A 13862-nucleotide genomic window follows, 5' to 3' on the forward strand; every position below is an offset into this window, starting at 1 on the left:
AATCCAGATGTTCAAAAAATAAGCAACTTAGAAATTTTATAAGATGGCAAAACATAAATTCATATTAAGCGGAGGAGGAACAGGAGGGCATATCTATCCTGCAATTGCTATTGCAAACGAATTAAAACTCCGTTTTCCGGACGCCGAAATTTTGTTTGTTGGTGCCGAGGATAAAATGGAAATGCAAAAAGTGCCTCAAGCAGGCTACAAAATAAAAGGACTTTGGATTGCAGGATTGCAAAGAAAATTAACAATTCAGAATGCAATGTTCCCATTTAAATTATTAAATAGTTTATGGGAATCCAGAAAAATAATAAAAAAGTTTAAGCCGGATGTAGTTATAGGAACCGGAGGGTTTGCAAGTGGACCATTGCTGAAAATGGCTAATTCAACGAATATCCCGACTGTAATTCAGGAGCAAAATTCCTATCCGGGGATTACCAATAAATTATTAAGCAAGAAAGCCAATATTATTTGTGTGGCGTATGATAATCTGGAAAGGTTTTTCCCTAAAGATAAAATGATATTAACCGGAAATCCGGTTCGCCAAGATTTAATAGACATAGACGGAAAAAGAGAAGAAGCGATCCAACATTTTAAATTGGATAAAAATAAAAAAACTCTTTTGGTGTTGGGAGGAAGTCTTGGAGCAAGAAGAATAAATCAATTGATAGAAAAAGAACTGGATAAATTTCTGTCACTTAATGTTCAGGTTATCTGGCAATGTGGCAAATTTTATTTAGATGAATATAAAAAATACAATAAGCCCAATGTTCAGGTGGTGGCTTTTATAGAGCGAATGGATCTGGTTTATGCAGCAGCAGATGTTATTGTTTCCAGAGCAGGAGCATCTTCGGTTTCAGAATTGTGCATAGTTGGGAAACCAGTGATTTTTATTCCATCTCCTAATGTGGCTGAAGATCACCAAACTAAAAATGCTCAGGCAATGGTCGATAAAAAAGGAGCCATTTTACTTAGAGAATCTCAATTAGATGAAGATTTTGGTATTGTTTTTGAATCACTGGTAAAAGATTCGGGAAAACAGGAACAGTTAGCTCAAAACATAAAAAAATTGGCTAGACCAAAAGCAACGGAACAAATAGTTGATGAAATTGTGAAGTTGATCGAAAAAAAGTAAAGAAAAATAGAATTTAGAGAATAGACAGAAAGAATCTTATAAAAAAATAATAATGAACCTGAATCAAATAAAAAACGTCTATTTCATTGGTATTGGAGGCATCGGAATGAGTGCTTTGGCTCGTTATTTCAAGACAATCGGAAAACAAGTTTCGGGTTATGATAAAACGCCTTCTATTCTTACCAGTGAATTAATTGAAAGTGGAATTGATATACACTTTGAAGATAGTATTGCATTGATTCCAAATGATTTTTATGTAGAAAACACTTTGGTTATTATCACACCAGCAGTGCCTATTTCACACTCTGAATGGAATTACTTTTTAGAAAGAGACTTTCAGGTAAAGAAGAGAGCCGAAGTTTTGGGGATAATAACAAAAGATACTTTTTGTTTTGCAGTAGCGGGTACCCACGGGAAAACAACTACTTCAAGTATTTTAGGACATATATTACATGAAAGTGGAGCTGATGTTACCGCTTTTATAGGAGGAATTGTAGAGAATTATGATTCGAATTTAATAGGAACCGGAAAGACGGTTACCGTAGTTGAAGCCGATGAATTTGATCGTTCCTTTTTGCACTTGTATCCCAATATTGCCTGTGTCACATCGATGGATGCTGATCATTTGGATATTTACGGAACAAGTGACGCTATTGAGGCATCTTTTGTAGAATTTGCTAATAAGATTGAGGATAAAACAAAACTCTTTATAACTAATGAATTGCCTATTGACGGGCAGGTATGTGCTGTAAATGAGGAAGGAATCTATAAAGCTTTCAATGTAAGGATAGAAAATGGTAGTTATGTTTTTGATGTAAAAACTCCAAACGGATTAATAAAAGATTTGCGTTTTGGACTACCGGGTAAACATAACTTAATGAATGCTTTAATGGCACTGGCTATGGCAATAACTTACGGAACCCCAACCGAGGTTGTTGCTAAGGCTTTGTTGTCATTCAAGGGGATAAGAAGACGTTTCTCTTATCAAATAAAAGAAGAAAATTTAGTTTATATAGATGATTATGCACATCATCCTACAGAGATAAATGCGGTTCATCAAGCGGTTAGGGAATTGTATCCGGGTCAAAAGGTTCTGGCAATTTTCCAGCCCCATTTATTTAGTAGAACAAAAGATTTTGCTGATAATTTTGCCAAAAGTTTATCGGCTTTTGATGAAGTGCTTTTAATGGAAATTTATCCGGCAAGAGAACTGCCGATGGAGGGTGTAAATTCACAATGGCTAATGGATAAAATGACAAACGAACATAAAAGGCTAATCTCAAAAGAGGATTTAATTCCTACTATTTTGGCTAATGATGCTCGTGTTATTGTAACTATTGGAGCAGGTGATTTAGGAGAAATGGTACCATCAATAAAAAAAGCATTATATGAAAATCTTTAATTGGAATAATATAAGGTTATTTCTTATGTTTTTCTTGGTGATTTTTCTTTTTTCTTTCACATCAAAAAGAAATTCGAAGAGAAAATTAACAAAATCCACAGTTGTTTTTGTAGGTGAAAACTCTCTATTTATCAAGCAGGAGTCGGTTAATAAATTGTTAATAGAAAATAATTCGAACGCGACAACCGTAAGAAAAGATAGGTTAGATTTGAATAAGCTAGAGCAAGTATTAAATGCTCAGGCCATGATCGAGAGAGCAGATGTGTTTGTAAGTATCGATGGAGTTCTAAAGGCGGTTGTAAAACAAAAGACACCTATAGCTAGAGTTTTTAATGATGAGGGCTCCTTCTATATTGATAGTGAGGGTAATAAAATGCCGTTGTCAGCCAATTTTACGGCTCGAGTTCCGCTTGTTTCCGGTGAGATAAACAAGAAAAACAGCGAAGATTTATTTAAATTATTTAAGATAATTTATGATGATGAGTTTCTGAAAAAAAACATTATTGGTATCAAAGTTATGCCCAATAGTAGCTTATTAATGCTGAATAGAAACTATAATTTTCAAATTGATTTTGGAAATATGATAAATGTTGAACGAAAATTCAAAAACTATAAAGCTTTTTTTCAAAAAGTAAGTTTAGATAGTTCGTTGTATAAATATAAAAAGATTGATCTGAGATTTACGGAACAAGTTGTTTGCACTAAATAAATAGAAAATGGAAAAAGAGAATATTGCGGTAGGTCTAGATATTGGGACGACTAAAATTGTTGCCATGATTGGCAAGAAGAACGAGTATGGCAAGCTGGAAATTTTGGGTGTAGGAAAATCCAAAAGTTTAGGTGTTGCAAGAGGCGTAGTGAATAATATTACACAAACGATTCAATCAATACAACAGGCAATTCTTGAAGCCGAAAATAATTCGGGTTATAAAATTAAAGATGTAGTCGTTGGTATTGCCGGACAACACATCAGAAGTATTCAACATAGTGATTACATTAGTAGAAGTAATCCTGAAGAAGTAATAGGCGGGAATGATATTGATTTATTGATTAATCAAGTTCATAAATTAGCCATGCTACCAGGAGAGGAAATTATTCATGTATTGCCACAAGAGTTTAAAATAGATGGGCAGTCTGATATAAAAGAACCAATAGGTATGTATGGAGGAAGACTAGAGAGTAGTTTTCATGTTGTTGTAGGACAAGCATCATCTATCAGAAATGTTGGAAGATGTATCCAAAGTTCAGGGATAGAATTGTCAGGACTAACACTGGAGCCATTGGCATCATCGGATGCGGTTTTAAGTCAGGAAGAAAAAGAAGCGGGAGTTGCACTTATAGATATAGGAGGAGGAACTACCGATTTGGCTATTTTTAAAGATGGGATCATTCGTCATACAGCAGTTATACCTTTTGGAGGAAATGTAATTACTGATGACATCAAAGAAGGATGTTCAATCATAGAAAAGCAAGCCGAATTATTAAAAGTGAAATTTGGTTCAGCTTGGCCAGGAGAAAATAAAGACAATGAGATTGTTTCTATTCCGGGATTAAGAGGCAGAGAGCCAAAAGAGATTTCATTAAAGAATCTGTCAAAAATAATTAATGCGAGAGTAGTAGAAATTATTGAGCAGGTTTTTACAGAAGTAAGAGCTTATGGACATGAGGATCCCCGCAAAAAATTAATTGCAGGAATTGTACTTACCGGAGGAGGAGCACAGTTAAAGCATATTAAGCAGTTGGTAGAATATATTACAGGAATGGACACAAGAATTGGTTATCCAAATGAGCATTTGGCAGGCAATTCGGATGTAGAGATTTCAAGCCCATTATATGCTACAGCGGTAGGGTTAGTAATGAATAGTATAGAGAATAAAACACAAAGTGCAGTTAGAATGCAAGCGACGATAGTTCCTGAAAAAGTGATTTACAGAGAACCAGTGATCGAGGCGATTGTGGAAGTAAAAGAAGAAGTATACGTGGAGCCTGAAAAAGTGTTCCAGCAAAGTCATACCAAAGAAGAATCGACTGAAAACAAAATAAGAAGATCCTTTTTTGATAAATATGTGGATAAGATTAAAGATTTTTTGGATAACGCAGAGTAAGTATTATCAAGAATAGAATAAGTTATCGATTCTCCTTTTTGCCCCAAGCCAAGAGTAGTAAAAATTAAAATTAATTAAATTTCAAAACCCCATATTATGTCAAGCAACTCAGAATTTGGAAGCATTTCATTTGATTTACCAAAGAATCAATCAAATGTAATAAAAGTTATCGGAGTAGGTGGAGGTGGTAGTAATGCCATCAACCATATGTTTAAACAAGGGATTAAAGGCGTAGATTTTATCGTCTGTAATACCGATTCCCAAGCACTGGATAATAGCGCCGTGCCGAATAAAATTCAACTAGGTGTTAATTTAACAGAAGGTCTTGGAGCTGGAGCAAACCCAGATGTAGGTCATCAATCAGCTATAGAAAGTGTGTCCGAAATTGAAAAAGTATTGGACCGCAATACCAAAATGGTTTTTATAACCGCAGGTATGGGTGGAGGAACCGGAACCGGAGCTGCACCAGTTATTGCACAATTAGCTAAAGAAAGAGACATTCTTACTGTTGGGATTGTTACTTTACCATTCTTGTTTGAGGGGAAAGTACGTCAAGAACAAGCTCTTATTGGAATCGAAAAATTGCGTAAGCAAGTTGATTCATTAATTGTAATCAATAATAATAAATTAAGAGAAGTATATGGAAATCTTGGGTTCAAAGCAGGATTTTCAAAAGCTGATGAAGTTTTGGCAACAGCCTCTAGAGGTATTGCTGAAGTAATAACTCATCACTATACTCAAAATATAGATTTGCGTGATGCTAAGACTGTATTGTATAATAGTGGAACCGCTATTATGGGATCATCTGTTTCTTCTGGTGAAAATAGAGCCAAAGAAGGAATCATCGCGGCTTTAGATTCTCCGCTTTTGAATGATAATAAAATCACTGGAGCCAAAAACGTATTGTTGCTTATCGTTTCTGGGACTAATGAAATTACTATTGATGAAATTGCTGAAATCAACGAACATATCCAGTCAGAAGCAGGATCAAATGCTAATATCATCATGGGGGTTGGTGAAGACGAAGCCCTTGGAGATGCTATTGCAGTTACGATTATTGCTACTGGTTTTGATGTTGAACAACAAAATGAAATCGTAAATGTTGAGCCTAAAAAAATCATACACACATTAGAAGATGAACAAAGAGGGGTTTTTGATTTGTCAAATAATACTGTAGCTGGTTTTAGCCTTAATAGCGAAGTAACAACAGCTAGTGATACCACTGCTGAAAGAATAGTTTTCGACTTAATGGAAGACGAAGTTGCAATTCCGGAACCGGTAATTGCTTCTATAGATGAAAATGAATTAATGGTTATGTCTGAATTTATTAAAAATCTAGATGTGACTTTCGAAATTGTTTCTCCTATAAAAGAGATTGATTTTATTATAACCAATCCTGCTGCTGAGCAAGTAAGAGAGGTAAAACAACCGGAACCAATTCGTTTTGAAGAGAAACAAGAGCAAACTATCTTTAGTTTTGATACGCCTTTACAAAGATCAGAGCCTTTACAGCCACAAGCGCCAGTAAGACAAGAGAATGAGATTTTGTTTGAACTTACAAACGAAACCCGTGATATAAAAGTGGTACAGCCAGTACAATTTGTTCCGGTAACAGAGTTGTCTGATAACGGAATAATAAAATATTCTCTTGAAGAATATATGGAGGTAGAGAATGATTTGTTAGATTGTAAGCCAGCGGCAAAAGTTGTGGAGGAAGAAGTGATTCCTGCAGAATTAAACATTACAATGAAACAAGTTGTCACTCCAATCGAAGAGGCACCAGCATTGGCTAATAATTCTCCTGTTGATATGACAATAGAGGAGACTTTACGATTTAGAGCAGAAGAAAGAAGAAAAAAATTAAAAGATTTTAATTATAAGTTTCATGATAATGTTTCAAGAGTCGATGAGTTAGAAAAAGAGCCGGCTTACAAGCGATTTGGTATCGATTTATCGAGTTCACAAAACAATAATGCAAATTCAAGAATATCTGTTGGGACAGACAGTAATAATGATTTACAATTACGTTCCAATAATTCTTATTTGCATGATAATGTAGATTAACAACAACTCAAGCCATTTTTGAGATAGCCCGAAAATTCAATTTAATTTTCGGGTTATTTTTTGTGTTAAAAGCATAAAATATGGCGCTTGTTAATGCGAGTAAAATTTTCTAAATTTGCAGGCCTTATCCCGCTTTACATAGCAGGATTTTTGAGGAATGCTAATTTTTTAATGGATTTATATAGCTTCAGGAGTTGCCTATATTAGGATAACTTTATGTAGGAAAGCAAATCTAAAATCGAAATTCAACAATCTAAAATCTAAAACATATGAGTTTATCAGCACAAATCATGGACGAGATTAAAAGTGCCATGAAAGCCAAAGATACAGTAGCATTAGAAGCTTTAAGAGCTATAAAATCAGAACTTTTATTGGCACAAACAGCTTCAGGTTCAAAAGAAGAAATCTCAGCTGATGATGAAATAAAATTACTTCAAAGATTAGTTAAAACACGTAAGGAAAGCGCGAGAATATTTACAGAGCAAAATCGTCAGGATTTGGCTGAGCCAGAATTGGCGCAAGTAGCTGTAATCGAAAAATTCTTGCCAGCCCAATTAAGTGAGGCTGAAGTTGAAGCAGTGGTTGCAAAGATAATTGCAGAAACTGGTGCATCAGGAATCGCTTCAATGGGTAAAGTAATGGGATTGGCAACGGCTCAATTAGGAGGAACTGCTGAAGGTAAAACCATTTCTGCCATCGTGAAGAAATTATTGGTATAATAATTTAAGATTTTAGACTTCGGATTTTAGATTTCAAATCAGCAATCTAAAATCTGAATTCAAAAATCTACAATTATACTGACCGCGTAGTTCAACTGGATAGAATATCAGATTTCGGCTCTGAGGGTTGGGGGTTCGAACCCCTCCGCGGTCACTATAAAATTGGAAAGCCTGCAAAGTATTAATTTTGCAGGCTTTTTTTTGGCTGTTTTTTATTGTTGACTAAATAGATCTGTCGATAGTAAAGGAATTGACGTTAGTCGTTTATCTTAAGGAAGTTTTGATAGCAATTGTTTGATGTTTTCTAAAACGAGTTTAGGTTCATCAAGTTGTATAAAATGTCCTGATTTTGCGGTTGTAATATGTGTGAAATCAGTCACTCCAGCCTTAAGAGATTCCTTGGAGTCGTACCATAGTTGTCTATCGGCTATATTGTGTTCATCATCAGTTTTTATACTCGTTATAGCAACAACCGGAACGTCAGGTAAATTAGGTAGTTCTGCCATATATTTAAAGTCTTCAATCAATTGCAGACTTTCTTGGGTTATGCCTGAATTTGCACCATAAGTACTTTTATAGCAATTATAAAACGAGTTTAGTTGGCATTGTGAAAAATGATTGTATTTTTCGTGTGAAGCATCAACAAATACTAAGCCTGCAACTTTTTTAGGATTTTTTATAGCATAATCTCTAATGATCAAACCTCCTAAAGAGTGTCCTACAAGCACAATTTTTCTGCCGTTTGCAAATTTATTCACCACCTTTTCAAGTTCTGTCCTTAATTTAATTATATTTCTGGGTTCAGTATTAATTCCTGACTTTCCATAACCAGCTCTATCATATAATAAGATATCTGAACCCAAAGAATTAGATATTGATGCGATTTTAGATGATTTTCCGGTGCTATACCAGCATGTATGATCATTACCATGACCAGATTCAAAAACAACTAAATATTTTGATTTTTTAGATGAAGAGTATGCTATGAGTTTATGAGTTCCCAGATCTACAGCTGTTCCTGAATATTCCGGAGTAACTTTTTTATCATCACCGGAGCAAGAGACTATGGAAACGGTAGAAATGATAGTTGCTAAAAGATATAATAACCTGTTTTTTGTAACTCTATTGAGATTATGCGTTTTGGATTTTTCTTTAAAGATTGTCAATAGCATTTTGGTTATTTAATTAAATTTCATGCAAATATTAGTATTATTTGCCATGCTAAAGTTCTGATTTATGAATCCGTACCTATTTTAAATAGCTGCAGAGCATAAATTTACTGTTTTGAAAAACTAAATAGCATGAAAGGATTCATATCCAAATTTTGTGCAAAGGAGGTTGTAATTGCAAAATATTTAAGGCGTGAAAATTATGTAAGTTTTGCATAATCTTCACGCCTTAAGTTTTGGTGTAGGTGTAAAAAAACGCCTTTCACTGCCCAATGAATTTTAGTGGGAAGTTAACAGCGAAAATTATAAACGAGGGTTTGTATTAGTGTAGATAAAGTATTTTTTAGTCATCCAATCGTGTAATATAAACAATAGAATTTCCAGTTCTAATTGTTATTCTTTTTCAATGCGTTAGAACTATAAAATTGCATATCACTAACTTTGAAACACTACTTAATGTATTCAGCACCATCTCTCTAACAGCAATTTTCTCCTACCTGAATTGGCGGACATTTTATTGTTCCGTAACTGCAATATACACAACAATCCCCATCTAATGGTCGCAATCTTGTTTTGCAGTTCTCACATTCATAAAAGAATTCACAAGCATTTGTTGGCATGATTTCCGTTTTCTTATGTCCACAAGTAGGGCAGGTAATTGTTGATTCCAATTCAACTTCTTTACCGTTATAGATAGTGTATGTATCACAATCTCCGTGAAGCTTGTTTTGGTAATAATTTATTGCCGTGCTGACAAATAACCCAAACATCCCTGCATAAATAAAATAAGCACCATCATTGGCAAAATAGTACCCGTAGAATATTAAAAAAGCACTAGGAACACCAACTAGGAACGGATAAGCAGATCGATGCTTTCGGTAAGAAATGAAAAGCCCAACGAGCGAAATCAAAACCATTGCTTGAAAAACCCACATTGTCCAACCGCCAAAAAGTTCAAAGCTTCCAAGTCCTAGGGCAGAAGCACCGAATGCAAAAAGAGGAAAACAGCAAGGAGAGAAAATAGCAGTTATGAAAAGACCACTTGTTCCAAGCTTGTCAATATTATTGGTTATACTATTTTTCATTTAGGGTGTGGTATGATTTGTTTATGCAAACCTAGTTACTATTTGGCAAACTGCCTAACAACTGATTATTTATACTAAAAAGAAAAGTAAATCATGATAAAATAAAACACAAAAAACCTCGCAGTTTTGCGAGGTTTCTTTTTATCCTTTATTTAAATTACTTTGAACTATTGTTCTTTTTCAATACGATTGAAATATAAAATCACATATCACTAACTCTGAAAGACTATCAAAAAAGGTAACTATTTCCATCTTGTAATTAACTCATATAAACCATCTTTGGTGCCTAAAAAAAGTTTCCTTTTGCAAATTCTGGTATCATTTTATGATTTATAATTTCTTCGCATATTTTATCACTTACAATTTGTCTTGATTTATCACTAGTTGATATACCTATCTTTCTTAATGTCTTGCTAATGGCTATAACTACAATTTCTTCATTATTAGTATCTTTAGTATATACTTCCCTAAGATAAGTAGCATATTCTTGTATGTCTTTCATAGGCCCAATAGAATTAGTTGTAGCAATTAGTATATCTTTTGGAGTATGTTTTTTAAATTTTAAAATTGTTTCTTCTAAAACTTTCTTCTCGTTACTTGATAAAATGGCTTCATAGTCATATACTGACATAGTATCTATTTTATCTCTAATCTCTACATTTTGTGATACACTATAGTTGGGAAAAATAATTTCTAATATTAATAACAGAAATATGAAAAAGCTAAGTTTATTTGATTTCATTTTTTTTAAATTTAAAAACTTCCACCTGAAACACTACCATAAAAATGAATGAGTATTATTGCTCATTCATTAATAAATTACTTTTATTATTGTTCTTTTCAATACGTTAGAAATGTAAAATCGGATATCACTAACTCTGAAACACTATCATTATTGTCTTTTTCAGTATGTTAGGAATATAAAACCGCATATCACTAACTCTGAAACACTACCTATTTTCCCTACTTAAAATCCATTGATAATCACCATGGATTAATGTAAGTGTTTCTATATATTTCTTCTTTTCAATAATATATTCAAATCTAGTTATATTGGAAAAAAATCTTTCTAAATCTATTTTTGATGCAAAAGTAAAATCAATCTTATTATCGTTTTGTGAATACGTAAATTGCGATTTTTTTTTATCAGCAGTTTCAATAGTTCCTGTTCCATCTGAAAAAAATGTGATGATAGGACAAACATTATATGCTATTTCTGTCCCCTTGTCAATAGACTTGCACATTTGCCATGTACCGCTTATTTTATTATCTGTTTTGTTTTGGTTAACAACATTGTCTTTAATGTTTTTTTCAACTTTTTCAGATTGCTTATAGCAACTAAAATTTATTAGTATGCTAAGTAATATAATTTTTATTTTCATATCTATTCTTTGTGTAATGGTTCCGGTTTTCTTTCTGGTGTTTGCTGTTCTGCTCTTACTTTGTTTTCATTGTCCACTGCATTTCCTGTATCAGTTTTCGTAATGTGAGGAATTGCATGCCCAACTAATTCGTGTACTAATATATCTGCAGGATTATCTGCTAGAGGATTTCCATTTTTGTCTTGTAAATTTGGATTTGGATTCCCTGATATTATAACATCTGCTTCCTTAGTTACTTTTGTTTCACCTGTCTTAGAGTCAGTTGATGTTAAAGTCTTTTTTAATGTTACTCCTCCTCCAGCATCATTGTCTACACTTTTTGCAACTCCTTTATCTTGATATGTTTGACCTATTGAAATATTACTTGTGCGTTCCTGGAAATCTAACTCATACACATATGAGTAGCAAAACATTTACAAATATCAGCTTGTTCAAAGAGCTTTTCTACGTTACGAAAGTAGCTTTAGTTTGGTTATTTTCCTAAATAGTAAATAGAAATTCTTACGTATAGACATAAAAAAAGCTCCTGATTGGGAGCTTTGGTATTTTCTGTAGCTTGGTTACGTTTTCATTTGGAAAGAGGCTTGACCAAGCGTAATTTTTTATGGTTTTACCCTAACGATTTTGTCGTCTTGTAAGATAACTAACTCGCTATTCGTTTTTCTTTTGTACTCGACTAACTTCTCGTAAACCTTATCCATGCTTTCCAAAATCTTGGTCTGGGTCGATGTTCTTTTATACGCTTTCATTGTAATATGCTTTTAGTTTATCAAATTTTATTTCGTTGATAACGTCAATATCTGTTTCTAAAGTCTTTTCCGCTAATAAATCAGGCTTACCACCCGAGTTGTCAAAAATCATAGTTTCATTAACTATTGGCAAATATATATCAAATAAATTTCTTATTCCGTTTATGTACCTGCGTTTTATAACTTCGGTTTCAATATTATGCCCGCCTTCCTGTACTCGGCTCTTAACCCTTTCAATAGCCAAATCCACATTTTGTAACCAAAAGAACAATAACATAACGTTGTAACCTTTTTTCTGGGCTTCGATTATTTTTGATTTATAGCTTCTCGTGGCTAGAGTGGTTTCAAAAGCAAAGTTTTCGTCAATTTCCAAAAGCTCATTAATCCTGTGGAGCATTATACGCCCCGCTTCAAATGAAACTTTTTCGGGTTGAAATGGCGACAAGCCCTTGGCAATCTCATCAGCATTTACAAATTCCTTACATTCTAGTATCTCTGGCAGGATCGTGAAAGAAGCTGTTGTTTTTCCTGCTCCGTTGCAACCTGCGATTATATAAAGGTTCTTACTCATTAGCACAAAGGTAATCAATTTCTGATTTCATAAATTACAATTATTTTGATTGTTTTTTATAAGTCAAACAATTATTCGTCTGTTTTAAGTTTAAAAAAATTAAAATATATTTGCAAAAAACAATGTCATACAAAAACATCCGTATTTCATGGGACACCAGTGTGAAGTACTATGTCAGATACGGACTTTACAGTAATTTGCCAAAAGAAATTCAAAATCAAATCCCAAAAACCAATATCCACAGATGGTCGAATGAATCGGACGATAAATATTTAGGCTGCGAAGTTGCAAAATTCATTAAAGATGAACTCGAGCTCATCAGACAAACTGGTGAATCAAGAAATGCAAAAAAAATACTTTAAACCTATTTCAAGTTGTCTGAAACCTATCATCCCTTTATTAGCAAAATAAAAGGAATTAGGAATACGGTTGTAAGCAATAAAGAAAAAAAAGTAGAAGCAATTGAACAATTAAAACCTTTTGTTTCGGTTAATGTTGCACTCAAAATATTCAACATATCAAGAGCTACTTATCAAAATTACAAGACATTAGTTTTAAGTAAATGCACTGCTTCTTATTTTGAATGGTGTGTAAAACGTCATCCAAATCAATTGTTGAAAACGGAAGTAATTAAAATTAAAGATTATTTTGAAAATAGAAACTATCAGTTTTGGTCAAAAGCTTCTTTGTATTATTTAGGACTTAGAAGCAACGATTTTTCATTTGGATTAGCTACTTTCTACAAATATTCTAAACTGCTGGGTTTTAAAAACGGAAGGTATTTGTATAGAAAACCAAAATACAGTCCATTAATAAGTACAAAACCAAATCAAATTTGGTGTGCCGATGTCACTATTTTTAAAACTGCTGATGGGGTTAAGCACTACATTCATTTTTTAATTGACCATTATTCTAAAATGGTTTTAGAGTATCAAGTGGCGAGCAGTTCACAACCAAAAATTATAAAATCACTTCTCCAAAGTGCGTTTGAAAAGCATCCTAACTTAGAATTCTTAAATTTTGTGACTGACGGTGGCATAGAAAATGTAAACAACACGGTGCGAAATTTTGTTTTGAGTTCTGGACATAAAATAATTCATACCATAGCCCAAAAAGATATTCCTGAATCTAATTCTATGATTGAGGCTTTTAACAAAGTGATTAAAAATCAATTTTTACGGCCTCGAAATCTAGAAAATGGAATGCAATTAGAAAAAGCATTAAAAGAAGACATACTTATTTATTGTACTATTCGTCCACAACGAAGTTTACTTGGTAATACTCCTTTTGAAACGCATACAGGAAAACCTATCAATTCTTCTAATTATACTATGCATTTTGGTAAGCAAAAAAACTAAGAATTACTCAAAATAACTTAAATCGCTGTAAGAAATGTGCAAATTAAACTAAAACAAAAACCTGTTAATAGTTTTTACTACTAACAGGTTTTTAAAAATGTATTATTAGATTAAATAATC

General features: G+C 33.2%; 15 protein-coding genes, 1 tRNA gene and 1 pseudogene. 9 read left to right on the forward strand and 8 right to left on the reverse strand.

All coding sequences use genetic code 11. The annotated features are described in order from the left end of the window. Positions 1-43 precede the first annotated feature (43 nt). The 7 genes from murG (at position 44) to OZP08_RS06950 (ending at position 7582) form a co-directional block, all read left to right on the forward strand. Positions 44-1138 (forward strand): undecaprenyldiphospho-muramoylpentapeptide beta-N-acetylglucosaminyltransferase, encoded by a 1095-nt coding sequence (gene murG, locus OZP08_RS06920; RefSeq protein WP_281323303.1) that lies wholly within the window; start codon positions 44-46, stop codon positions 1136-1138. Positions 1139-1190: 52 nt separating this feature from the next. Beyond that, positions 1191-2540: a UDP-N-acetylmuramate--L-alanine ligase gene (gene murC / locus OZP08_RS06925; RefSeq protein WP_268848908.1), complete on the forward strand. Its 1350-nt coding sequence runs from the start codon at positions 1191-1193 to the stop codon at positions 2538-2540. Further along, entirely contained in the window at positions 2527-3249 is a 723-nt protein-coding gene (locus tag OZP08_RS06930) for a cell division protein FtsQ/DivIB (RefSeq protein WP_281323304.1), read from the forward strand. The genes murC and OZP08_RS06930 overlap by 14 nt, the downstream gene beginning before the upstream one ends. A gap of 7 nt (positions 3250-3256) precedes the next feature. Next, positions 3257-4645, forward strand: coding sequence for a cell division protein FtsA (ftsA, locus tag OZP08_RS06935; protein WP_268848909.1), 1389 nt, complete (start codon positions 3257-3259; stop codon positions 4643-4645). 96 nt (positions 4646-4741) lie between these two features. Continuing rightward, complete coding sequence (gene ftsZ / locus OZP08_RS06940; RefSeq protein ID WP_281323305.1) at positions 4742-6709, forward strand: cell division protein FtsZ; 1968 nt, start codon at positions 4742-4744, stop codon at positions 6707-6709. 269 nt (positions 6710-6978) lie between these two features. Further along, positions 6979-7428 (forward strand): GatB/YqeY domain-containing protein, encoded by a 450-nt coding sequence (locus OZP08_RS06945; RefSeq protein ID WP_281323306.1) that lies wholly within the window; start codon positions 6979-6981, stop codon positions 7426-7428. 80 nt (positions 7429-7508) lie between these two features. Beyond that, positions 7509-7582: transfer RNA gene (locus tag OZP08_RS06950), tRNA-Arg, on the forward strand. A 115-nt stretch (positions 7583-7697) separates the two neighbouring features. Here the strand turns inward: OZP08_RS06950 and OZP08_RS06955 are convergent. The 8 genes and pseudogenes from OZP08_RS06955 to OZP08_RS06990 form a co-directional block, all read right to left on the reverse strand. Next, positions 7698-8600, reverse strand: coding sequence for an alpha/beta fold hydrolase (locus tag OZP08_RS06955; protein WP_281323307.1), 903 nt, complete (start codon positions 8598-8600; stop codon positions 7698-7700). A 473-nt stretch (positions 8601-9073) separates the two neighbouring features. Next, complete coding sequence (locus OZP08_RS06960) at positions 9074-9292, reverse strand: GDCCVxC domain-containing (seleno)protein (protein WP_268849453.1); 219 nt, start codon at positions 9290-9292, stop codon at positions 9074-9076. Positions 9293-9391: 99 nt separating this feature from the next. Next, positions 9392-9682, reverse strand: a pseudogene (locus OZP08_RS06965) (MerC domain-containing protein); the annotation flags it as partial. A 286-nt stretch (positions 9683-9968) separates the two neighbouring features. Then, positions 9969-10424, reverse strand: a complete 456-nt coding sequence (locus OZP08_RS06970; RefSeq protein ID WP_281323308.1) for a TPM domain-containing protein — start codon at positions 10422-10424, stop codon at positions 9969-9971. Between the two features lie 208 nt (positions 10425-10632). Next, positions 10633-11064, reverse strand: a complete 432-nt coding sequence (locus tag OZP08_RS06975) for a hypothetical protein (RefSeq protein ID WP_281323309.1) — start codon at positions 11062-11064, stop codon at positions 10633-10635. A gap of 2 nt (positions 11065-11066) precedes the next feature. Then, positions 11067-11477: a hypothetical protein gene (locus OZP08_RS06980; protein WP_268848913.1), complete on the reverse strand. Its 411-nt coding sequence runs from the start codon at positions 11475-11477 to the stop codon at positions 11067-11069. A 189-nt stretch (positions 11478-11666) separates the two neighbouring features. Beyond that, complete coding sequence (locus OZP08_RS06985) at positions 11667-11813, reverse strand: hypothetical protein (RefSeq protein WP_281323310.1); 147 nt, start codon at positions 11811-11813, stop codon at positions 11667-11669. Then, positions 11800-12384, reverse strand: coding sequence for an ATPase (locus tag OZP08_RS06990; protein WP_268848914.1), 585 nt, complete (start codon positions 12382-12384; stop codon positions 11800-11802). The genes OZP08_RS06985 and OZP08_RS06990 overlap by 14 nt, the downstream gene beginning before the upstream one ends. A 122-nt stretch (positions 12385-12506) precedes the next feature. Between OZP08_RS06990 and OZP08_RS06995 the strand changes: the two genes are divergently transcribed. Both OZP08_RS06995 and OZP08_RS07000 read left to right on the forward strand, forming a co-directional pair. Then, complete coding sequence (locus tag OZP08_RS06995) at positions 12507-12746, forward strand: hypothetical protein (protein ID WP_268848915.1); 240 nt, start codon at positions 12507-12509, stop codon at positions 12744-12746. 12 nt (positions 12747-12758) lie between these two features. Then, complete coding sequence (locus tag OZP08_RS07000; RefSeq protein ID WP_281323311.1) at positions 12759-13742, forward strand: DDE-type integrase/transposase/recombinase; 984 nt, start codon at positions 12759-12761, stop codon at positions 13740-13742. Positions 13743-13862 lie beyond the last annotated feature (120 nt).

It is taken from the genome of Flavobacterium aestivum (assembly GCF_026870175.2).
GTDB classification, from domain to species: domain Bacteria; phylum Bacteroidota; class Bacteroidia; order Flavobacteriales; family Flavobacteriaceae; genus Flavobacterium; species Flavobacterium aestivum.

Bases quoted from the DNA above. Each gene is read 5' to 3' on its own strand.
- OZP08_RS06930 (WP_281323304.1), top strand. From the start codon at position 2,527: ATGAAAATCTTTAATTGGAATAATATAAGGTTATTTCTTATGTTTTTC.
- OZP08_RS06955 (WP_281323307.1), bottom strand. From the start codon at position 8,600: ATGCTATTGACAATCTTTAAAGAAAAATCCAAAACGCATAATCTCAAT.
- murG (WP_281323303.1), top strand. From the start codon at position 44: ATGGCAAAACATAAATTCATATTAAGCGGAGGAGGAACAGGAGGGCAT.
- OZP08_RS06945 (WP_281323306.1), top strand. From the start codon at position 6,979: ATGAGTTTATCAGCACAAATCATGGACGAGATTAAAAGTGCCATGAAA.
- OZP08_RS06970 (WP_281323308.1), bottom strand. From the start codon at position 10,424: ATGAAATCAAATAAACTTAGCTTTTTCATATTTCTGTTATTAATATTA.
- OZP08_RS06980 (WP_268848913.1), bottom strand. From the start codon at position 11,477: ATGTTTTGCTACTCATATGTGTATGAGTTAGATTTCCAGGAACGCACA.
- murC (WP_268848908.1), top strand. From the start codon at position 1,191: ATGAACCTGAATCAAATAAAAAACGTCTATTTCATTGGTATTGGAGGC.
- ftsA (WP_268848909.1), top strand. From the start codon at position 3,257: ATGGAAAAAGAGAATATTGCGGTAGGTCTAGATATTGGGACGACTAAA.
- OZP08_RS06985 (WP_281323310.1), bottom strand. From the start codon at position 11,813: ATGAAAGCGTATAAAAGAACATCGACCCAGACCAAGATTTTGGAAAGC.
- OZP08_RS06975 (WP_281323309.1), bottom strand. From the start codon at position 11,064: ATGAAAATAAAAATTATATTACTTAGCATACTAATAAATTTTAGTTGC.
- OZP08_RS06995 (WP_268848915.1), top strand. From the start codon at position 12,507: ATGTCATACAAAAACATCCGTATTTCATGGGACACCAGTGTGAAGTAC.
- OZP08_RS06990 (WP_268848914.1), bottom strand. From the start codon at position 12,384: ATGAGTAAGAACCTTTATATAATCGCAGGTTGCAACGGAGCAGGAAAA.
- ftsZ (WP_281323305.1), top strand. From the start codon at position 4,742: ATGTCAAGCAACTCAGAATTTGGAAGCATTTCATTTGATTTACCAAAG.